This window comes from Salinibacterium sp. NK8237, assembly GCF_015864955.1.
In the GTDB taxonomy this organism is placed as follows: Bacteria; Actinomycetota; Actinomycetes; order Actinomycetales; family Microbacteriaceae; genus Rhodoglobus.
Genome location: NZ_JADYWE010000001.1, coordinates 955,604 through 975,970, shown reverse-complemented (window position 1 = coordinate 975,970; position 20,367 = coordinate 955,604). Strand labels below are relative to the sequence as shown.

At 59.0% G+C, this 20,367-nt stretch carries 19 protein-coding genes; 12 read left to right on the top strand and 7 right to left on the bottom strand.

Going from position 1 to position 20,367, the window contains the following annotated elements:
* The first annotated feature begins 174 nt into the window (after positions 1-174).
* The 6 genes from I6E56_RS04690 (at position 175) to I6E56_RS04665 (ending at position 6,599) form a co-directional block, all read left to right on the top strand.
* Complete coding sequence (locus tag I6E56_RS04690) at positions 175-1,032, top strand: ABC transporter permease (protein ID WP_197136364.1); 858 nt, start codon at positions 175-177, stop codon at positions 1,030-1,032.
* Positions 1,025-1,792 carry an ABC transporter ATP-binding protein gene (locus tag I6E56_RS04685; protein WP_307842388.1) on the top strand — a complete coding sequence of 256 codons (768 nt, stop codon included), beginning with the start codon at positions 1,025-1,027 and terminating at the stop codon, positions 1,790-1,792. Before I6E56_RS04690 ends, I6E56_RS04685 begins: the two co-directional genes overlap by 8 nt.
* Positions 1,793-2,536: 744 nt before the next feature.
* Complete coding sequence (locus I6E56_RS04680) at positions 2,537-3,484, top strand: phosphorylcholine transferase LicD (RefSeq protein ID WP_197136361.1); 948 nt, start codon at positions 2,537-2,539, stop codon at positions 3,482-3,484.
* A 30-nt stretch (positions 3,485-3,514) separates the two neighbouring features.
* Positions 3,515-4,783: a polysaccharide pyruvyl transferase family protein gene (locus I6E56_RS04675; protein ID WP_197136359.1), complete on the top strand. Its 1,269-nt coding sequence runs from the start codon at positions 3,515-3,517 to the stop codon at positions 4,781-4,783.
* Positions 4,784-4,813: 30 nt separating this feature from the next.
* Complete coding sequence (locus I6E56_RS04670) at positions 4,814-5,524, top strand: 2-C-methyl-D-erythritol 4-phosphate cytidylyltransferase (protein ID WP_255529371.1); 711 nt, start codon at positions 4,814-4,816, stop codon at positions 5,522-5,524.
* Between the two features lie 94 nt (positions 5,525-5,618).
* On the top strand, positions 5,619-6,599 hold the full coding sequence (locus tag I6E56_RS04665; RefSeq protein ID WP_197136355.1) for an NAD-dependent epimerase/dehydratase family protein: 981 nt from the start codon (positions 5,619-5,621) through the stop codon (positions 6,597-6,599).
* 19 nt (positions 6,600-6,618) lie between these two features.
* Here I6E56_RS04665 and I6E56_RS04660 read toward each other — a convergent pair whose 3' ends face one another.
* Positions 6,619-6,903: a hypothetical protein gene (locus I6E56_RS04660; RefSeq protein WP_197136353.1), complete on the bottom strand. Its 285-nt coding sequence runs from the start codon at positions 6,901-6,903 to the stop codon at positions 6,619-6,621.
* 146 nt (positions 6,904-7,049) lie between these two features.
* Positions 7,050-8,339 (bottom strand): nucleotide sugar dehydrogenase, encoded by a 1,290-nt coding sequence (locus tag I6E56_RS04655; protein WP_197136352.1) that lies wholly within the window; start codon positions 8,337-8,339, stop codon positions 7,050-7,052.
* 257 nt (positions 8,340-8,596) lie between these two features.
* Here I6E56_RS04655 and I6E56_RS04650 point away from each other — a divergent pair, with 257 nt between their 5' ends.
* The 3 genes from I6E56_RS04650 to I6E56_RS04640 all read left to right on the top strand — a co-directional run bounded on the left by I6E56_RS04650 (position 8,597) and on the right by I6E56_RS04640 (position 12,751).
* Positions 8,597-9,757 carry a glycosyltransferase gene (locus I6E56_RS04650; RefSeq protein WP_197136351.1) on the top strand — a complete coding sequence of 387 codons (1,161 nt, stop codon included), beginning with the start codon at positions 8,597-8,599 and terminating at the stop codon, positions 9,755-9,757.
* Positions 9,758-9,866: 109 nt separating this feature from the next.
* Positions 9,867-11,660, top strand: coding sequence for an ABC transporter ATP-binding protein (locus tag I6E56_RS04645; protein WP_197136350.1), 1,794 nt, complete (start codon positions 9,867-9,869; stop codon positions 11,658-11,660).
* Entirely contained in the window at positions 11,657-12,751 is a 1,095-nt protein-coding gene (locus tag I6E56_RS04640) for a glycosyltransferase (RefSeq protein ID WP_197136349.1), read from the top strand. Before I6E56_RS04645 ends, I6E56_RS04640 begins: the two co-directional genes overlap by 4 nt.
* Before the next feature lie 21 nt (positions 12,752-12,772).
* On the opposite strand, the gene wecB is transcribed toward I6E56_RS04640, so the two are convergent.
* The gene (gene wecB, locus I6E56_RS04635) at positions 12,773-13,849 is read right to left on the bottom strand and encodes a non-hydrolyzing UDP-N-acetylglucosamine 2-epimerase (RefSeq protein WP_197136348.1); all 1,077 of its coding nucleotides are present in this window, start codon (positions 13,847-13,849) and stop codon (positions 12,773-12,775) included.
* Positions 13,850-13,946: 97 nt separating this feature from the next.
* Between wecB and I6E56_RS04630 the strand changes: the two genes are divergently transcribed.
* Positions 13,947-15,053: a glycosyltransferase family 4 protein gene (locus I6E56_RS04630; protein ID WP_197136346.1), complete on the top strand. Its 1,107-nt coding sequence runs from the start codon at positions 13,947-13,949 to the stop codon at positions 15,051-15,053.
* 63 nt (positions 15,054-15,116) lie between these two features.
* Here I6E56_RS04630 and I6E56_RS04625 read toward each other — a convergent pair whose 3' ends face one another.
* A complete protein-coding gene (locus I6E56_RS04625) occupies positions 15,117-16,295 on the bottom strand; it encodes a glycosyltransferase (protein WP_197136344.1) in 1,179 nt (392 codons plus the stop codon).
* A gap of 75 nt (positions 16,296-16,370) precedes the next feature.
* Between I6E56_RS04625 and I6E56_RS04620 the strand changes: the two genes are divergently transcribed.
* Together I6E56_RS04620 and I6E56_RS04615 are read left to right on the top strand one after the other, a co-directional pair.
* On the top strand, positions 16,371-17,036 hold the full coding sequence (locus tag I6E56_RS04620) for a glycosyltransferase family 2 protein (protein ID WP_197136342.1): 666 nt from the start codon (positions 16,371-16,373) through the stop codon (positions 17,034-17,036).
* A 6-nt stretch (positions 17,037-17,042) separates the two neighbouring features.
* Complete coding sequence (locus I6E56_RS04615) at positions 17,043-17,423, top strand: DUF2304 domain-containing protein (protein WP_197136341.1); 381 nt, start codon at positions 17,043-17,045, stop codon at positions 17,421-17,423.
* A 57-nt stretch (positions 17,424-17,480) separates the two neighbouring features.
* Here the strand turns inward: I6E56_RS04615 and I6E56_RS04610 are convergent, their stop codons facing one another.
* The 3 genes from I6E56_RS04610 to I6E56_RS04600 are packed head-to-tail and all read right to left on the bottom strand — an operon-like array spanning position 17,481 to position 20,136.
* A complete protein-coding gene (locus I6E56_RS04610; protein WP_197136339.1) occupies positions 17,481-18,461 on the bottom strand; it encodes a Gfo/Idh/MocA family protein in 981 nt (326 codons plus the stop codon).
* Complete coding sequence (locus I6E56_RS04605; protein ID WP_197136337.1) at positions 18,461-19,537, bottom strand: DegT/DnrJ/EryC1/StrS aminotransferase family protein; 1,077 nt, start codon at positions 19,535-19,537, stop codon at positions 18,461-18,463. The genes I6E56_RS04610 and I6E56_RS04605 overlap by 1 nt, the downstream gene beginning before the upstream one ends.
* The gene (locus tag I6E56_RS04600) at positions 19,534-20,136 is read right to left on the bottom strand and encodes an acyltransferase (protein ID WP_374061389.1); all 603 of its coding nucleotides are present in this window, start codon (positions 20,134-20,136) and stop codon (positions 19,534-19,536) included. The genes I6E56_RS04605 and I6E56_RS04600 overlap by 4 nt, the downstream gene beginning before the upstream one ends.
* Between the last annotated feature and the right edge of the window lie 231 nt (positions 20,137-20,367).

Sequence of the window (20,367 nt, the reverse complement as noted above, 5' to 3'; positions counted from 1 at the left end):
CACAAGAGGAGTGCTTATCGATATTCCACTTTCGGAATACCGCACGAAGATGGCGCCGGCCTGACGGCAGTTCACTCCATTAAGTACGTAAGCAGACTGGCCTGACTCAGCCTGTATAGTAGGGGAGCAGCTTGGGCCCGTCTTCGCTGCGAGCGGGCATATCGGAGGAGTCAGGTGATCGAGGAAAGTCCTTCTGTGCTCGCTGGGCGATATGGATTGATTCGAGTAGGCCTTCGCCCTCGTTTCGGGAAGTACCTCGCAGACACGTGGAGACGGCGCAACTTTGCTCGCACCCTGGCGAAGTATCGCATCCAGTCCGAGAACGAACGCAACCGGCTCGGCATGGCATGGGTCGTCGTTAAGCCGCTCCTTAATGCGCTAATTTACGGACTCGTTTTCGGTTTCATTCTGAACAGCGACAGCCGTCCGGAAAACTTCATTGCCTTCCTGCTTGTCGGAGTGTTCTTTTTCGAGTACTTCGGGAACTCAATCGGGCAAGGATCCAAGGCCATAATAAGCAACACTCGACTTGTACGCAGCCTGAGTTTCCCCCGCATTCTCCTGCCGATCGCGGTGCTCTTGGAGCAGCTTTACAGAATGGTGCCAATTTTGGGCGTCCTGGGAGTGTTGCTCTTGCTTTTCGGCGAGCCCCTCAGGTGGTCCTGGCTGCTCGTCATTCCAATCATCTTGATGATGTCCTTCTTCAACGCCGGGATTGCCATGATCGTGGCCCGAATGTCGGTGCATCTCCGTGACATTAAGCAGGTTATTCCTGTCGTGTCGCGAATCGTGTTCTACACCAGCGGCATCTTCTATTCCATCGATCTGATATTAGCTCACAGGCCAGATCTGCTCCTGATTGTTCATCTGACGCCAGTTTATGAGTACATCAGTCTTGCGCGAAATGTCCTTCTTGCTGACTCGCCCATCGACCCTTCGCTGTGGTTCTGGGCGGCGCTGTGGGCAGCAGGAACTTTCGTTTTCGGGGTTGTTTTCTTCTGGCGAGCTGAGGAACGGTACGGACGTGACTGACGAGGAAAAACTCATGCTGGATTCGGGTACTCGTCCGACCATCATTGTGGACGATGTGCATGTGCGTTATCGTACGTACGCCTCAGGAAAGCCATCGGAGGGTGGCAAGTCACTGACATCCCGAAAGACTCGAGGCATACGCGAAGTGCACGCACTCAAGGGTGTCTCGTTCACCGCGTTTCAAGGCGAAAGCATCGGCGTAATTGGGCACAACGGGTCTGGTAAGTCCACCTTGCTGCGGACAGTGGCGGGCCTTACGCCGGCGTCTTCAGGCGTTGTGTATGCGGAAGACCAGCCTGCTTTGCTGGGGGTGAACGCCGCATTGTTGAACGAACTTTCCGGCGATAAGAACGTGCGTTTGGGTGGACTCGCCCTCGGTTTTTCAGAAGCAGAAATGCGGGAAAAATACGGGTCCATTGTGGAATTCGCCGGTTTGGAAGAATTCATCCAGTACCCGATGCGCACCTATTCGTCCGGTATGTCTGCGCGGTTACGGTTCGCCATCGCGGCGTCCAAGAACCACTCGATTCTCCTCATTGATGAGGCGCTTTCTGTCGGAGATAAGAAGTTTCGAAAAAAGAGCGAGCAGCGCATTAAAGAAATGCAGAACGCGGCAGGAACTGTAATGCTGGTGAGTCATTCCATCAGTACGATTCTGGAAGCCTGCTCTAGGGTTCTCTGGATTGACAAGGGTAATCTTCGGATGAACGGTGACCCAAAGGAAGTGTGCGAGGCCTACCTCAGCCACGCAAACCAGTGAATCGGACCGAAAAGAGTGGACGTTGACGGAACAGTCCGCCTGATTCACCATTCCGAGTGGTTGGGCCACAGTCGAGCGAGTTGAACTTTCGATCAGCCCCCCGCCGATAACCGGGTATGTCACAACCGGCGATCGCTTCGCCGAGTTAGTTCGTCCTGTGCCCCTGTACTCGGCATGGTCTGCTTGGACAACCGCAGCAGCCGCCGTCTGGTCGACGTGGTACGGCTCGACGCCAACGCGAAAAGCTCCTCGTCGGCGTATTTGGTGTCGTGAACCAGCGTGTTGGCGCCCTTCGCCTTTGGCCGCTTTTGCCGCGGAAAAGACGCCCAAGAAGATAGTCTCCTCGGCCCTGCCGCGATAGGCAGCACCGAGGACAGCTACCGGCTCGCTACTGTTCTGGGCTGGAGATGCTTCTCCTCGGTAAGAAAGCTAACGAAGCACTTCAAAGAGATCCGGTAAGTCTCGATCGTCCTCGGTCGTGTGACCCCGATCGAGTTCGAGGCCCTCAGGGACACGCCAGCCACATTGGCTTCGTGACGACAAGCTGTCACCTTGCAGGGTTGCAGACCGGGTCTGGGGTATGGTTGAGCACTGCGAGACCGGTTGCCCCGATCTGTCGGGATGCAACGGACGCGCGGCTGGGTGTATGAACCGATGGACCCGCTGTGAAACCCGGCGATTGTCTCCTGTGATACGCGCGGCCTTTGTGCCGTGAAAAACTAACCGAAGGAGCCCGGCAGAAAAATGCGGGAGTACGACTACAGCGACCTTAAGGACCTTGCGTCCGATTCGGACCACAAAGAACACATGCTCGCAATTTTGGTCGAGTTCGACAGATTCTGTGAAGAGCATGGCCTGACGTACTACCTCTCCGGCGGCACCTTGCTTGGAGCCGTCCGGCATAAGGGCTTTATCCCTTGGGACGACGACATCGACGTCAACATGCCAAGGTCCGATTGCGAGAAGCTTATGAAGCTGTCCGGTGGTCGTATCGGAGACTTCGAGCTTGTGGCTCCGAGCCCATCGCCCAAATACTTTGCTTACCACTGGAAGCTGTACTCCGAGTCGATCCTGATTGCGAAGCGAAAAGCACGTGGAATCGGTAGCAAGGTGTACCCGATCTTCTTGGACATCTTTCCCGTCGAGGGCCTGCCCGACACAGAAGCAAAGAATGACGAACACTACGCCGAGATCAGGCGCCGAAAGAATCGGGTAAGTCACGCGCGAAACATAAGCCGGTACCGTGGTGCGAATCCATATCGCTTCCTCCGCAACCGTCTGGCAGCTCGCATCTACCGCACCGTCGGCGTGCAGTCGCTCTTCGATAAGGTCATCGACCTCGCGGCCTCGATAAGGCTCGAAGACTCTGACTACATCGGCGTAATGATGACCAACGTTCATACGACCGAAGAACGCGTCCTGAAGTCCGAGTATTCTCCCGTGATTAAGATGGAGTTCGAAGGGCACATGCTTTCCTGCCCCGCGGGATACGACACGTATCTTCGCCAGCTATATGGGGCGAACTACATGGAGTGGTTGCCTGTGTTCCAGCGAATCCCACGCCACAACTTCGCGACTTTCCTCTCATATACTGAAGGGGAGAAGCCATTGGTGACCTATGCGCAGCCGGAGGCCATGGATTCTAAAACGCCGATCGCCGACGACGAAGACATGCTTGACGATGTGGAGTGACGTATTCCGAAAAGCGAAAGGGCTAAGACAGTGAAGATCGCTATATGCGGGCTGGTGAAGAGCGAGAATCTCGGGGAGATGTTCATCGCGCGGAGCTTGGAGTACTTGATCTCAGACGGACTTCAGCAAGCTGAGCCGGGCATCGAAATCGAGTATGTGGAAGTCGACCTTCTCGGCCGGAATGACACGATCTTCGAGATCGACGATGCCCGCGAACGGCGACTTCGCAACTATCATCAGTACAGCGAGAAGGGGCGATTCACTGAAAAAGTGTTCCTGTACTTGCAGCGAAAGGGCCGGGAGACTGAGTCCAAGTCGCTACAAAATCTGATCAGCAGGACTCGGCACCTGATCTGGAAGTTTGGCCGCAACTACCGCAAGCGGTTGGTGAGCTACTTCGACCTGAAGCTCGAAGGGGTCGACTACATCGTCATCGATGGCGCCGGTCTCCTTGAGTACAGCTATAACGAGTACCACTGGTCATTGCTGCTCATCAGCGAGTACGCGGAGCGGCACAATCTCGAAGTGGTCTATAACGCCATTGGAAGAGCCGGTGCGTTCGATGAGCGGGACTTCGGAAGCACGATCCTCAAAAGGGCGCTCCAGTCTCCGGCCGTCACGTACGTGTCGGCCAGAGACAATCTGGACGCAGTCCAAGCGTGCGCTGGCCCGGGGCACAAGGTAAAGTTGCTCGCAGACTCGGCTTTTTGGATGAAGGAAGCCTACGCGATCGACACCGGCGTAGAGCGAAAGAAGATCGGTATCGGCCTCATCCGCGGTAACTCCCTGCAAGGCTATGGGGTCAGTTTCGGCGCGAAGCAATGGGTGACTCTTTTCGCCGGCATCGCGACGACTCTTCGCGAGCGCGGATACGATTTTGAGTTCTTCACGAACGGGCTGCCAGGTGACGTCAAATTGGGTAAACGAGTCCTCAAGAGACTCAACCTGCCGGATTCTTATCTGGTCGATAGGCCGGTTGACGATACTGTCCTGTGCGAAACGATCAATGGCTATGAGGCCATCATCACCTGTCGGATGCACTCATCCATCGCGGCGTTCACCATGGGTGTGCCATCCGTGATCCTGTCGTGGAACGACAAGGTCGAGAAGCTGATGACGATCATCGGGTACCCTGAGCGAGCCATCCAGCAGAAGGACTTCCAGCCGGACCTTATTGTTGATCGCATGGAGAAAGCGAAGAGCGAGGGAATCGACCCTGAACTTCTCTCTGCGATGAAAGATAAGGCACAAGAGAGCGTCACTGACTACCTCGATAGGATCCTCGATGTCCGCAACTGAACACTCTTCGATGTCTTCAGGAGTTTTGCGATGATTACGGCACTGTTAACGGCAGCGGGAACTGGTTCTCGGATGAAACAGGACATCCCGAAGCAGTTCATGCACGTAAAGAACAAGCCGCTGATCGTCTACACCCTGGAGGCCTTTCAAGATCACCCCTCCATTGATGCAATTGTTGTCGTCACGCTCCCGTCATGGATCGATGTCGTCACGGCATACGCGAAACAGCACGGAATCACGAAGTTGCAGGCTATCGTGCCGGGCGGCGCGAGCGGTCAGGAGTCGATCAACAACGGTCTTCAGAAGATCAGGGCTGACGGAGCTTCCGATGACGATGTCGTCATGATCCACGACGGGAACCGGTGCCTGGTCTCGTCGGAGATCATTTCTGATAACGTCGCCGTGTTCAAAGCTAAGGGCAGCGCAGTTGCTGCTATTCCTTGTGTCGAAGCTGTGTTCAGGAGTCATGACGAAGGAGCATCGTCGACGGTTTCCATTCCCCGCGAGCAGTTGTTTCGAACCCAGACACCGCATTCATACACGCTCGGAAAGCTCATGTGGGCTCACGAGCAGGCGAAGCTTCAGGGCGTTGAAGACACAGCGGCATCGTGCGTGCTCATGCAAGAGCTCGGCGAGACGGTTTATCTCTCGGCCGGTTCGGAACAGAATCTGAAGATCACCACCATGGACGATCTCTACATCTTCGAGTCAATTCTCGATGCCCGGAAGAGTGCTGGGTGAGCTGATGGCATATGAGAGTTCCTACTGGGATGACCTCCGGACGGCGTTGGCGTGTATCCCCGATGCGGCGAAGCTCCACGGGACCCGTATTCTCGTGACCGGAGCGACGGGGATGATCTGCTCATCAATTGTCGACATTCTCCTGTTCATGAACCGGGAGCACAGCGCAAATATCACTGTCTTCGTCGCGGGTCGTAGTGAGCGGGCTGCCGTCGAGCGGTTCGCACGCTTTTCGGCGGGCGACTCCAGCATCGTCTTCGTGCCGTATGACGCGACGTCGAGCGAAGGTGTCGCGCTTGATTCGGATGTCGACTTCATTATCCATGGCGCAAGCAACGCGAATCCCGCCCTATACATGGAGCGACCTGTAGATACGATGCTTGCGAACATTCTCGGGCTGTCGAGTATGTTCGACCTGGCTCGGGCGACGTCGGCCCGCAAGCTCCTGTATATCTCGTCGAGCGAGGTCTACGGAAAGAGTGAGGGCACGCACCCGTATGCGGAGAACGACTTCGGTTATTTAGACATCTTGAACGAGCGTGCGGGATACCCGTCATCGAAGCGTGCGGGAGAGTCGCTGTGTGTCGCGTATGGCATGCAGTACGGCATTGACTCCGTGATCGTGAGACCCGGACATATTTACGGGCCGTCGATTCGGAGTTCGGACAATCGTGCTTCGGCGGAGTTCACCCGGAATGCTGTCGCTGGGAACGAGGTGGTTTTGAGAAGCAAAGGCAGCCAGCTGCGCTCGTACTGTTACTCACTCGATTGCGCATCGGCAATTCTTACTGTGCTCCTTCAAGGAGAGCGGGCCAACGCCTATAACATCTCAAACCCTCACTCCATCTGCACAATCAGCGACATCGCGGAGGCCATTGCGCACGCAGGAGGGGTAGAAGCTCGCTACGACCTCTCGGCAGAGTCAGGGTTGAGCGCCCCCAGTCTGATGCAGAACTCATCGCTAGCCTCAGATAAGTTAGAGGCGTTAGGGTGGGAACCTGCCTTCGATCTTGAGCACGGCGTCGATAGAATGATGTCGGTGCTGAAAGAACCCGGCGGGCCATTCTCGGTCTAGCGGCATTAGTCACGGCATTTTATCCGGTCCCGACGCCGGCCAATCGGTCGAAACGTTGATCATTGGCGCCGTCGCGCGCTAATGACTTTCCAGTAACCCGGTAAGTGGCACCTGGCCATTGTTCGACTGAACTGACACAGCGACCATCGGCGAAGTTCTTGATGCCGGGAAGGTCTGCCGGCATGAGTCCCCGGTGCTCGGCGTGCTCAGGCTGCACCACCGCTGTATCCACCGCCTCACCAAGGTGGTACGGGGTGAAGCCGAGGCCGGCGAGCTCGTCATCGCCGCACAGGGGATCATTCACGAGCACCGTTGCGTTCTAGTCGTGGTCAGGCACGACACCAAGACTGTTCGCGAACTCTGCGACCGTGGCATCGTCGTGAAAAAGGGTAAGTCGATCTTCGATGGAGCGGTTGCCGAAGCCGTCGTAGTGCTGAAAGTCTCTACGCGCTACGCGGTGCCGATAACCCGGTACGTCGCGTTCGGCCACTGTGCGGCTGAACTCACGCGGCGACCATCAATGAAGGTGCGGATGCCGGGCAGCTGGTCTGCGGCGAGTGTGCGGTACTCAGCGTGGTCGGCCTGCACCACCACAGCGTCGAGGGCTTCACCCCAGTGGTACGGGGCAAATCCGAGAGCGGCGAGTTCGTCATCCGTGTACAGCGGGTCTTGAACGGTCACAACGGCGCCTCGAGCCTCGAGAGCGGCCACCGTGGGGAAAACGCCTGAGAATGCGGTCTCCTTGACTCCGCCACGGTAGGCGGCGCCCAGTACTGCTACGCGCTGACCGCTGAGGTCGCCGTGAGCGCCCTCGAGCAGGCCAACGGCGTACTCGGGCATTCCTGCGTTCGCCTCGCGTGCGGCGCGCACGACAGTCGCGTCAGGGTCGTTCCAGAGGTAGAGGCGTGGGTAGACCGGGATGCAGTGTCCGCCAACCGCAATTCCGGGCTGGTGGATGTGGCTGAACGGCTGCGAGTTTGTGGCCTCGATGACCTGGTAGATGTCGATGCCGGTTTTGTCGGCGAAACGAGCAAACTGGTTCGCGAGCCCAATGTTGACATCGCGGTAGGTGGTTTCTGCGAGCTTCGCGAGCTCCGATGCTTCGGCCGAGCCGAGGTCCCAGACGCCGTTGGGGCGCGTGAGGTCGGGGCGGTCGTCGAAGTCGAGCACCGCATTGTAGAAGTCGGTAGCGCGAGCGGCGCCCTCAGCAGAGAGACCACCGATGAGCTTCGGATACTTGCGGAGGTCTTCGAAGACGCGGCCGGTGAGTACTCGCTCCGGAGAGAAGACAAGATGGAAGTCTGTTCCTTCTGTGAGGCCGGAAACTTCTTCGAGCAGTGGCTTCCAGCGCGTGCGCGTTGTGCCGACCGGGAGAGTGGTCTCGTAGGAGACGAGAGTGCCAGGCGTGAGGTGTTCGCCGAGCGAGCGGGTCGCGACATCCATCCATCCGAAGTCTGGATTGGCGTCGTTATCGACGAATAACGGAACCACAAGAACAACCGCGTCAGCGCCGGGAATCGCGTCGGCGTAGTCAGTTGTCGCACGAAGCTTACCGGCAGGTACGAGCTCGCTCAGGTGTTCTTGCAGGTGAGCTTCGCCGGGGAACGGTTCAATGCCCTGATTGATGAGATCAACGAAATTGGCGTTGATGTCAACGCCGACAACCTCGTGGCCCTTCGAAGCAAACTGAACGGCCAAAGGAAGGCCGATTTTACCGAGGGCAACTACCGCAATTTTCACGAAACCGAATCCTTAAAGTTGGCTGAAGCAACGCTTACGCGCAGTCAAGTCTAAAGCTCAATTTCTGGGGATGCTGGCGGTTCACCGGTTGCGGACTCGGGCGTTCACCCAGCGTTAACCACGCCTCGCTTCGCGGTCTCTCGGTGCTATCGTGAACCGGTGCGTGTACTGATGGTTGCCCCGAGGTTTCCGACCTCCGTTCTGTGTGCTCTGCGCGACGTCGCCGTGTTCGCGCCGGCCGGTGGGTAGAGGGGATCATGCGCGTAGCCATCGCGAGCCGAATCTTCGAGCCAGAGCCCAGCGCGGCGTCTTTTAGGCTCGCTGCCCTCGCCCGAGCTTTCGCCGAGGCTGGGCACGAAGTAACGGTTCTCACGGTCACACCGCTCCCTCAGCTTCGCGGCTCAGAAAACGATGATGCTCGCCCCTACCGAGTGCGACGCAAGCGCGTTCTGCGTGATGCGACCGGGTATGTGCGGGGATACCTGCAGTACATGAGCTTCGACATTCCGCTCTTCTTTCGAGTTCTCTTCGGTGCCAGTTGCGACCTCATCGTCGTCGAGCCGCCCCCGACGACGGCATTCTTCGTGCGCATTGCTGCGGCACTACGGCGAACACCGTATGCCTACTACGCCGCTGACATTTGGTCAGATGCGAGTGAGTCGACGGGTGCCCCCGGCGTCGTCGTCTCGGTAGTCCGCGCGATGGAGCGGTCGGCGATGCATGGCGCTCGCGGCGTGCTCTCGGTGAACGAGGGCGTGAGCGCGCGCATTCGAGAGATTGCGCCGAAGGCCGTCGTACACACAATCGGCAACGGGATCGATACATCGATTTTCTCCGCGGAAGGCCCCGCGCGCGATTTCGGACAGTACGCAATCTATCCGGGTACCGCGTCGGAGTGGCAGGGCGCCGTCGTGTTTATCGACGCACTCGAACGAGTGCTGGTCGATCATCCCGAAGCAAAGCTTGTTTTTCTGGGCCAGGGCAGCGACTGGGCCGCTTTGCGTGCCCGCGCTGCTCACTTACCCGAGGGCGCTGTTGCTTTTGTGCCGACGGTGCCTCCCGCCGAGGCTGCCGCGTGGTTGCGGGGTGCCGCTGTGAGCCTTGCTTCGATCCGGCCCGATGCCGGGTACAACTTCGCCTTCCCCACCAAAGTTTTTGCCTCGTGGGCGACAGGAACGCCGGTCATTTTCGCTGGCCCTGGCCCGGTGCGCGAGTTCATCGAGCCGCGCGGCGCGGAAGCCGCGCTTGGCGTTGGATGTGACTACGCGGTTGAGCCGATCGAAGCCGCCCTGCGGGATGCGTTCAGTGCTGATTTGAACCCGGCAGCACGCCGATTGACCGCTGCCTGGGCAGCCGAAAACGTCAGTCTGGCCTCGGTCGCCGAGCGCGCAGTTCACGCACTCACGGAGACGAAGTGATGAGCGCGGCATGGTGTCTGAATGCTCAACAGGAAGCAGGACTTGTGGATCGCTGGCACTCTACAATGCAGAGCGGCGTGGTTCGAGAAGCGTGGGTAGGGAGTAACTCGTGAAAGACATCTGGGCAACGCTCAACCAGCTCTTCACCGTGCTGCCGGGCGGAGCGAAGCGGTACTACATCCGCTACTCGGTGATTACGAGTCTTTTATCGATACTCGACGTTCTCGCTCTCGGGTTGATCACGGCGATAATCACGCCGCTAGCAACAGGCACGCAGGCGCAACTGCCCGTTATCGGACCTATCAGCGACGAAGAGGTTCTCTGGCTCATCGTCGTCGTGTGTGCGCTCTTCATCAGCAAGAGCGGTCTCGCGCTGCTGCTGCACTGGCGGGCTACCCGCCGATTCGCAACGTATGAACTCGAAGTGGGCAATCGCCTCTTCAAGTCCTATACACAGTCGAGTTGGGAAGCACGGTCATCACTGTCGACCGCAGAAATCACTCGCATCGTCGATAGCTCGATGGCGAACACAAACCTCGGCTTCATCCTGCCGCTGTCGCAGCTGCCGAATAACGCCTTCACGTTCGTCGCGATGCTGGTGGTGCTGGTTGTTGTGCAGCCGCTCACTGCGCTCATTGCGCTGGTGTACCTCGGCCTCGTGGCTCTGCTGATGGTGCTTGTGGTGACAGCGAAGGCGCGTCAAGCCGGACGAGTGAACCGGCAGTACGCCTATAAAGCTGCCAGCGTGATGACCGAGATGGTTGACGCGATCAAAGAAGTGACACTGCGCAATAAGCTGGACGAGGCCGGAGTTGTGGTGTCGAGTTACCGCAAGGTGGCGACGAACGCTCGAGCAAATATGTCGTTCCTCGGCATCGTTCCGCGTTATTCGCTCGAGGCTGCCCTCATCGGCGGCTTCCTGCTTATCGGCGGCGCCGGGTTCCTCATCGGTGGTATCGGTGCCGCTACGGTATCGGTATCTCTCTTCGCCGCGACCGGATTCCGGATGATCCCCGCGTTGAACAACGTGCAGGCGAGCTTCACGAATGCTTCGGCGAATATCGTCTACGCGCGAGACGTGATTCGCGAACTCACCCGGGCTCAGAACGATACCCACGTCGCGGTCTCCGAGCGCACAGAGAAGCCCTTCCCTGAGGCCGCGACTGCGCTGGAGCTGCGGGATGTGGTGTACCGCTACCCAGGATCGCAAGAGGACGTGCTTAAGGGAGTCTCGGTCACCGTTCCGTTCGGAAAGAGTCTGGGAGTCGTCGGCCCTTCGGGAGCCGGCAAGTCGACACTCATCGACCTGATCCTCGGGCTCAGTACGCCCACAAGTGGGTCGATTTCCGTCGATGGCACTCCCGTTGATGAGGTCGTCAAGCAGTGGCGCAGCCGCGTCGGCTACGTGCCTCAGCGAGTATCTCTCTTCAACGGTTCTATCGCGCAGAACGTCGCGCTCACGTGGACAGACGATTTCGACGAGGATCGGGTGATTGACGCGCTCAGACGCGCGCAACTCAGCGAGCTCGTAGAAGAACGAGGAATTTTCGAGCCGATCGGTGAGCGCGGCGCTTCGATCTCCGGGGGCCAGCAGCAACGCCTCGGTATCGCACGAGCCCTATATTCCGACCCGTTGGTGTTGGTATTCGATGAAGCGACGAGTGCCCTAGACAATCGCACCGAAAGTCTTATTACGAAGGCGATGAACGAATTGTCGGGCAGCGTCACGTTCGTGACAATCGCCCACCGACTCTCGACGGTGCGCAATTACGACACCCTGTGCTACCTCGACCGGGGCCGGGTGCTGGGGCAGGGAAGCTTCGACGAACTTGCGGCAGCGGTTCCAGACTTTGCGCATCAGGCGCAGCTTGCTGGTTTGCACGAGGGTAAGGAAACGCAATGAGCGAACGACCAGTGATGATCTATCACGTGCCGTTCCCCCTCAATCCTGAGGCGACAAGCGCCAGCGGCATCCGCCCCGTCAAGATGCGACAAGCTTTTGGAGCGAATGGTTACGAGGTGCTCGAAGTCTCAGGGCGTCATCCGGAGCGGCGTGAGCAGATGCGTGCGCTCCGCAAGCGAATTTCCTCGGGGCTGAAAGTTGAGTTCGTCTACTCGGAGGCCTCAACGACCCCCACCGGGCTCGGCGAAAAAATCACTCCGGCGACGAGCCTCGCGCGAGACGTCGCGTTCTTGCGGTTCTGCCGCCGAGCCGGAGTTCCCGTTGGACTCTTCTACCGCGACATCTACTGGCAGTTCGAAGAGTACGCCGAACGAGTGGGGCAGCCCTACACGACGCTGCTTCGGTGGCGTTATCGCGCTGATTTGCGCGGTTATCGCACCGGCGTCGACACTATTTACCTGCCGTCGATGCGGATGGCCGAATACCTGCCCCCAGAGAACCAGCCGCAGACTCTGGCACTACCGCCGGGTGCCGAGCGCTTCGACCCGCCAGCGCCTAGCAGCGGAATCTCCCTCTTTTACGTCGGGGGAACAGGTGGTTATTACCGCATGCAGGAGACCGTGCGCGGCGTTGAGTTGAGTCCTGGGGCTCGGCTCACCATTTGCACTCGAGAGGGTGAATGGGCTGAGTCTGCCCCGCACTACGTCGACGTTCTCGGCGGATCGACGACTATCGTTCACAAATCGGGTGCTGATCTCGAAGCGCTTTATGCGGATGCGCACATCGGTGTACTACTGCTGGAACCTCTCGAGTACCGTGAGTTCGCTGCGCCGATGAAGCTCTACGAATACCTCGGCCACGGTAAGCCGATTGTCGCTACGCAGGGCAGTCTCGCCGGTGCCTTCGTTGAAGAAAACGGTATCGGATGGTCAATTCCCTACGGCGCCGACGAGCTTTCAGCGCTACTTTCCCGGCTGCAAGCGCACCCCGAAGAACTCGATGCGGCTCAGGCGCGCGTGCGGGAAGTGCGCCAGCAGCACACTTGGGAAGCGCGAGCACGTCAGGTCGCCGCCGATCTCACCGAGCGTTAGCTACGAAGCAGCGCTTAACTGTCAGGCTCGAGGCTTGATGCCGTCGACGATCGCCTGAACGGCACGCGTCGCGGCGTCACCGTCGCCGTATGGCGTAGCTTCCGTTGCCTCGGGGGCAGGGCGCGTGAGTGCCGCCGTGATCTCGTCAGTGGAATTCGCAAGCACGTTCCAGCCGAGCTCAATGGTCTCGACCCATTCGGTCTCGTGACGCACAGTGGTGCATGGCACGCGCAGCAGGAACGCTTCCTTTTGAAGTCCGCCGGAGTCAGTGACGACACCGGAGCTGCTGAGCACCGATGCGATGAGCTCTGGGTACGAGAGAGGGTCGCGGGCGATAAGAGCCCCTGAATTCAGCGAGATGCTGTGCTCTTCAGCCTTAGCGCGAACCCGGGGGTGTGCAAGCAGCACGACGGGCTTGTCTGCCGCGCCGAGGGCCGCAACCACTTCGCGAAGCCGTTCGGGGTCGTTCGTGTTCTCGGCACGGTGGATCGTAGCGACGTAATAGCCATTCGGCGCGTCGATATCGGCCAGCGGGTTCTGAGTGCCGTTAGCGAGCAGGCCGTCACGCACTTGGTAGAGCACGTCGGTCATGACGTCTCCGACGAGCACGGCGGTGTCGGTCAGACCTTCGGTCGCGAGGTGCTTCATCGCGACGGCAGTCGGGGCGAGGCAAAGATCTGCCGCATGGTCGGTAAGCACGCGGTTGTGCTCTTCGGGCATCGATCGATTGAACGAACGCAGCCCAGCTTCGAGATGAGCGACCGGAAAATGGAGCTTCACAGCGCTCACTGCCGCAGCGAGAGTTGAGTTTGTGTCTCCGTAGACGAGCACGCAGTCGGGCTGGAAGCGCTCAAGGACTTCGTCCATCTGTGCAAGTATCGCCCCGGTTTGAACTCCGTGCGAACCCGAGCCCACGCCGAGGTGGGCGTCAGGAGTGGGAATCTTCAGATCGCGGAAGAAAACGTCTGAGAGCATCGGATCGTAGTGCTGGCCGGTGTGCACGATGACGTGCTCGTGGCCGGCGGCGGTGATCGCGTGAGCGATGGGGGCAAGCTTGACGAACTGTGGGCGCGCGCCCACCACACTCATGATCTTCACGCGAATCATTCTACGGTCCACGGCCTGATTCCGCCCACGCCCTGTGAGCACGGCTCACTCCAGACGTCCGTTGAAATCGCGCAGTACGATTGGCTGCATGCGCGTGCTGGTTGTGACCCCCTGGTATCCCAGTGAGGCGACTCCTGGCGCTGGTGTGTTCACCCTGCGCGATGTCGAGCTGCTGCGCAAAGAACATGATGTGCGCGTGTTGCATCTCGTTGCTCCCGGGGCATCGCTCGTGGGGCCAGTGCCGGGGGACTCGGGCGGGTCTCCCGTCGAACGCGTTCACTTTCACTTCTCGCGCCCCGACAGATATCGCGGTGCGGTGCGAAAGATTCGCGAAGCCGTGGAGAGTGCAGACATTGTGCACACCATGGCGTTCCCCGCGCTCTTTCCGGTGGCGCGAGCCCAAGTGGACACGCCGTGGGTGCATACCGAACATTGGTCGGGGTTGGTCACAGACCCCCCGAGCTGGCACGCCGGTGTCGCGATGAAGTATCTGCGTAAAGATCTTGCTCTCCCCAATGCCGCAGTCGCCGTGGGCGTAGGCCTCGCCGATGCGATGGATCGTTGCCGTGAAGTGCCAACGACCGTGATTGGCAATCGAGTGCATCTCCCGGCGGGTGACCGGCTGCCGAGCGCTATTCCGCAGCACGCTTCCGAACCGATTCGGCTCGTGGGGGTCGGCGGCCTCGTTGCTCACAAGGGTCCGCTCGAGGCGCTCGATGCAGTCGCCGAACTCGAAAGTCGGGGAGTGCCCGCTACGCTGCACTGGGCCGGGGCGGGCAGCCTCGAATCCGAGATGCGTGCTCGGGCAACGAGTTTAGGAATAGCTGACAAGCTGACTCTGCTCGGCCACGTTGATCCCGCAGCACTCGGCGAGGTGCTGTTGAACGCACACGTTTTCGTGCTGCCTACTGCCGGGGAAACCTTCGGCGTCGCCATCGCTGAAGCGCTCGGCCACGGCCTTCCTGTCGTCACTAGTGGCTCCGGTGGGCATCTGCAGTTCTTACCCGCTCACGCGTCGCGACTCGCCGCCCGGACCGGGCCGGCCATCGCCGCTGCAGTGCTCGCGTTGAGAGATGACCCTGAACGCTGGTCAGCCGGGCAGATTCACACCGCCGCAGTTTCCCTATTCTCTGAGGATGCTCGGGCCGAGGCGTATCGTGCGGTCTACGAGAAGGCGCTCACCGCACGTCGGTAACTACCTCGCGTGAGCGGGCTGCTGCGCGCTGTGCTTTACAGCACTGTGGGCGCTAACGCGTCACTATGCCGTAGTGCCGCCGAAGGAGCGGAAGAAGGCTTCGCGCTCGGTCTCGGCGGAGATTTCGCGAGCAGCACGATCGGAATTGTGCTTCATGCGGGAAAGGGATTCGTGGTCGAGCTGCTCGATAGCTGCGACAAGATCGGACACCTCCCAGCCAGAGGCGAGGGCACCATTGTCGTACTCGGAGACGACGCTGGTCATCATCGCGCTGGGGCCGATCAGGATCGCCAGTCGCGCTTGGAAAGCCTCGAACAGTTTGTTCGGCAGTGCGAACTCGAGGTTGCGATTCAGCGGCCGATAAAACATCACTTCGATGTCGTACGGGTTTATGTGCTGAGCGATCTCGGCGACAGGAGCGGGATCAACAAACTGAACTCGAAGCTGATGCTGTTCGACGGTGCGAACGTACGAGTCGATCCGTGCTTGCTCTCCGACCAGAATGAGCGTGAGATGAAAGCGTTCCGGCAGCACCTTCATGGCTTCCAGCAACTCAGGAATGCCTCGAACATCGCTCGCGGCTCCGTGGTAGAGCAGCTCGATTCGTTCCGGATCGACTGGGCTCGGGCTGAGCTCAACGTAGGGTGGCGCATTGCGAACGATTGTGAGCGGCTCGATGCCGAATTCGCTGACGTACAAATCAGAAATGCCCGAGGCTACGGTCGACCGAGTGCTGAAGCGACGGTCGCCGATGTAGGTGCGAATCCAGTCGTAGTAGGGCGCCGCGAAGACGCGCCACAGGCTGTCACGGGGAACGCGAGGACGCACATATTCGTGAATGTCGAGATGGATGCCGCGCTCGACTACCGCGGGGGTGAAGACCTTGCGGTTGCGCACCCACGGCAAGAAGTGGTGATCGTTGAACAGGACGAGATCATATTCGCCAGCCGCGATGCGATCGCATACCTCTTGCGGAATCAGCCGCTCGAGCAGCACTGAAAACTTGAGCGCGTGGGGAAGAAGCGCGTAGATGAACATCGAGCCAATTTTTGATCGCGTCCACTGCGCAGGCTCTGAAAGCCCGTAGTGAATGTCGACGCCGGGCACGTGATGTCCGGCTGGACCAACAGTGTCGACTTCCCAGTCTTTGCCTCGCAGCCAGTCCACTTGACGGAGAACTCGGGGATCTCTCGTGATGGGCGACATTACGATCACAAGAGCCCGCTGAGTACTGTGCGCCATAGTGCCTCAATCCTACCGGTGGTTATGCGGCCGCGAGTCGAGTTGGCGCGACACAGACTGTGCGAAACTATCTGCATGGCGCAAACGTGGGTTGTTGTTCCGATGTATAACGAGGCAAGCGTCATTGCGTCCGTGATCGAGGAACTGCGAAAATCCCTTCCTCATGTGGTGTGTGTAGACGACTGCTCTACCGATGACTCCGCAGCGAACGCGAGGGCAGCTGGAGCGATAGTCGTTCAGCATCCGATCAATCTGGGGCAGGGTGCGAGCCTGCAAACCGGTTTTGAATTTGTGCGCGCGATCCCTCAAATGACCGAGGTCGTCACCTTCGACGCGGATGGCCAACATCAGGTTGACGATGCTCTGGCCATGGTTGAGCGGTTGCGCAACGAGAAGCTCGACATCGTCATTGGCTCTCGGTTTCTCGACAACCGAACGAGCATGAGCACCCTCAAGCGTGCTGTCCTCCGACTCGCCACTGGGTACACCAGAATGACGACAGGAATGGCGCTCACCGACGCCCATAATGGACTCAGAGTGCTCTCGCGAGACATGCTGTTCAAGATTCAACTTCGACAAAACCGGATGGCGCATGCCTCCGAGCTCGTCGATCAGATCAGTCTGCACAAAGCGAACTGGGCCGAGCATCCCACCCACATCGTTTACACCGAGTACTCCAAAAGCAAGGGGCAATCGGTGCTCAACGCCATCAACATCCTCGTAGAAATCATCTTCAAGTAGGGCATTGTGACCATCATTTTTCAGATCCTTGCGATCGTTGCCGTCGTTCTTGTAGCGATTGTCATGCTGCGTGGTGGGGGAGCGCGAAATCAAGCGATTCAGCGCATCTTCATGCTGTTGTTTATCGTCGCAGCTGGCTCGTCCATTTTTGTGCCTCAAGTGTGGACTTTTGCTGCTCAGCTTCTGGGCGTCGGTCGAGGAACCGACCTCTTGTTGTACATCACTGTTCTGGCATTCTTGGGCGTTTCGGCGACGACCTATCGTCGTTTTCGGCGTCTAGAGAACGACCTCACGGCCATGGCGCGGCAAGTGGCATTGGCGCGCGTCGAAGGCTCTGCAGGGCAATCCCCGACAGAGGAACCCCCGGCACCTAACGTTGACCGCTAGAAAACCCGAGCCGAACGCTGAGGTCAGCTACCTGCCCCAGGCGTTGATTCGCTAGGACTATGCCAGTCGATGGTCTAGGCCATCGGCCACGAATTTTTCGGCCGTCGCGACCACTGCTGCGCCCTGTGCGAGAGTGACGATGGCGCTGGTGTCTCCCGAGAGCACCGCATCGCGAAATGCTTCGTGCTCGGCACGGAGCGGCTCTTTTTTGTCGAGAGCGAAGCGGGTGACATCACCCTCACTGACCCCACGAAACTGCGAGATGTCATTCCACTCGTGATGGCGAACGCCATTCTCGAAGTAAGTGAGATCAGCGGTGAGCGTATCGGCGACGAGAGAGCCGTGTTCGCCCGTGATGATCGTGGTGCGCTCTTTGAAAGGAGTGAGCCAGTTCACGGTGTGGCTGACGATGGTGCCCTTGCTGAGAGTTCCGACAGCGAGAACCATGTCTTCATGTTCGCGCCCACTTCGAAAAGTGGTGCGGGCATTGATCGAGACGTATTCCTGTTGAGTGACCCACGCGGTGAGGTCGATGTCGTGAGTGGCGAGGTCTTTGATTACTCCGACGTCTGCGATCCGCCCAGGGAAAGGCCCTTGGCGTCGAGTCGTTACTTGATAAATGTCACCGAGGAGGCCATCTTGGATGCGCTGACGTGCCGACTGAAGGGCGGGATTGTAGCGCTCAATATGACCGACCCCTCCGACCAATCCTGCCGCAGTGAAGAGATCGCGCAATTCAAATGCTGCTTCCGAGGTTGAGGCGACAGGCTTCTCGATCAGCGCGTGGATTCCTCGGCTTGCGAGCATCGTGCCGATCTCCAAGTGGTAAATCGTGGGCGCCGCGACAACGCAGTAATCGAAGCCCATGTCGAGGAAAGTGTCGAGGTCTCGCACAACCGGCTTGCCTTCGATGTGAGAGGGAACGGCATCCGAAGGGTCATAAACACCCTTGAATTCGACGCCGTCGAGTTCGTTGAGAACCCGGCTGTGGTGGCGCCCCATGACGCCGAGGCCGAGAACACCTGCGCGAAGAGTCATTAGCTGCCTGCCTTTGCTACGTCATTGACGGCATTCACGATCGTTTCGCGTTCCGCTTCGGTAAGGGATGGGTACACGGGCAACGACAAAGCCTGAGTCGCGACTTCGGCAGTCACCGGAAGGTCGAGATCGAGCTTGAACGAGGGTAGCTGATGGATGGGGGTGGGGTAGTAAACCCCAGTGCCGACTCCGCGTTCGGCGAGAGCGGCGGCAAACGCGTCCCGATCGTGATCGACAACGCGAATCGTGTACTGGTGATATACGTGTACTGAGCCATCGGCGATCGGAGGCGTGATGACGCCGCTGAGTTGCTCGTCGAAAAACGCGGCATTGGCTTGACGTTGTGCGGTCCAGCCGGCCAGCTTCGTCAGCTGTACGCGGCCAATCGACGCGTGAATGTCTGTCATGCGGGTATTGAAGCCCACGACTTCATTCTCGTAACGACGTTCCATTCCCTGATTGCGAAGCAGTCGTGCAACCCGGGCGAGTTCATCGGAGGATGTCGTGATCATGCCACCTTCGCCGGAGGTCATATTCTTCGTCGGGTAGAAGGAGAAGGAGCCAGCAACTCCCCATTTACCGACCGGAACGCCGTTGACCGACGCCGCGTGCGCTTGGGCTGCGTCTTCAAAGACCAAGAGATCGTGTTTGGCGGCGATTGCGCTCAGTTCAACCATGAGTGCGGGATGCCCGTAGAGATGCACCGGCATAATCGCTTTCGTTCGCGACGTTATGGCTGCTTCAACCGCGGCGGGATCCATCGAGAAGTAATCCCGCTCGATATCGACGAACACGGGAGTGGCCCCCGCGAGCGCTACGGCGTTGGCTGTTGCCGCAAAGCTGAATGAGGGAACGATAACTTCGTCGCCAGCACCGATTCCGGCGGCGACGAATGCCATGTGCAATGCAGACGTACCCGAATTGACTGCAACGCAGTGCGCTCCGTCAACGATCGCCGAAAATTCGGTCTCAAAGGCGGCGACTTCCGGACCCTGCGCAAGCATGCCAGTGCTCATCACCCGGTCAACGGCATCGCGTTCGTCTTGGCCGATTTGGGGCCTAGCTGCGGGGATCACGAATCTTGCACCTCAATCAGAAGGTCGGTAGCGGTTTCTTCATAGCGCGCGCCGGTGACCGGACACTCCCACTGACTTGGTGAAATCTCAGTGAGCGGATGCCCGGCGGTGCCCACCCAGCCGATGCGGCGAGCGGGACTGCCAACAACCAGGGCAAACTCTGGAACATCTTTAACGACAACTGAGCCGGCGCCGACGAGCGCCCAGCGGCCGATCACGAGTGGTGCGATGCACGTGCTGTTCGCGCCGATTGACGCACCCTCGCGAATATCGACGCCAACCGGTTTCCAATCATCAGCCGATTTGGGAGAACCATCAGCGTTGATGGCGCGAGGAAAGTGGTCGTTGGTGAGCACAACGGCGGGCCCGATGAAGACGCCGCGAGCCAATGTGGCCGGTTCGTAGACCAGTGCGTAATTTTGAATTTTGCAATTGTCGCCGACTTCGACGCCGCTGCCAACGTACGCTCCGCGGCCGATCACGCAGTTCTCGCCAACCGACGCGTTTTCGCGGACTTGGGCGTAGTGCCAAATGCGCGCGGTTGCGGCGATGGAAGCGTTATTGGCGACGTCGGCGGTGACGTGCTGCAGGGGGGTCACTTGGTGCATTCACACTCCAGAGAATCAGTCGTGGGGAACACGCCAATCCTATTCGTTTGCTCTTTCAACGGAGTACCTCTTCTGTGATCGCAGCCGCGGCGTCACAGTGCTGATGCTGGGCGTGAGAATATTGGGGGGTGCGGGCCCTCCTGAATCGTGTGCGATCGTACTTGCCCGAGTGGGTGGGTTCGCGACTTCACGCGCCGCAATTCCGCTACCGTTCACGCGATG

Excerpts from the sequence above, each read along its gene's own strand:
- I6E56_RS04680 (WP_197136361.1), top strand. The coding sequence starts at position 2,537 with ATGCGGGAGTACGACTACAGCGACCTTAAGGACCTTGCGTCCGATTCG.
- I6E56_RS04670 (WP_255529371.1), top strand. The coding sequence starts at position 4,814 with ATGATTACGGCACTGTTAACGGCAGCGGGAACTGGTTCTCGGATGAAA.
- I6E56_RS04650 (WP_197136351.1), top strand. The coding sequence starts at position 8,597 with ATGCGCGTAGCCATCGCGAGCCGAATCTTCGAGCCAGAGCCCAGCGCG.
- I6E56_RS04640 (WP_197136349.1), top strand. The coding sequence starts at position 11,657 with ATGAGCGAACGACCAGTGATGATCTATCACGTGCCGTTCCCCCTCAAT.
- I6E56_RS04630 (WP_197136346.1), top strand. The coding sequence starts at position 13,947 with ATGCGCGTGCTGGTTGTGACCCCCTGGTATCCCAGTGAGGCGACTCCT.
- I6E56_RS04625 (WP_197136344.1), bottom strand. The coding sequence starts at position 16,295 with ATGGCGCACAGTACTCAGCGGGCTCTTGTGATCGTAATGTCGCCCATC.
- I6E56_RS04620 (WP_197136342.1), top strand. The coding sequence starts at position 16,371 with ATGGCGCAAACGTGGGTTGTTGTTCCGATGTATAACGAGGCAAGCGTC.
- I6E56_RS04610 (WP_197136339.1), bottom strand. The coding sequence starts at position 18,461 with ATGACTCTTCGCGCAGGTGTTCTCGGCCTCGGCGTCATGGGGCGCCAC.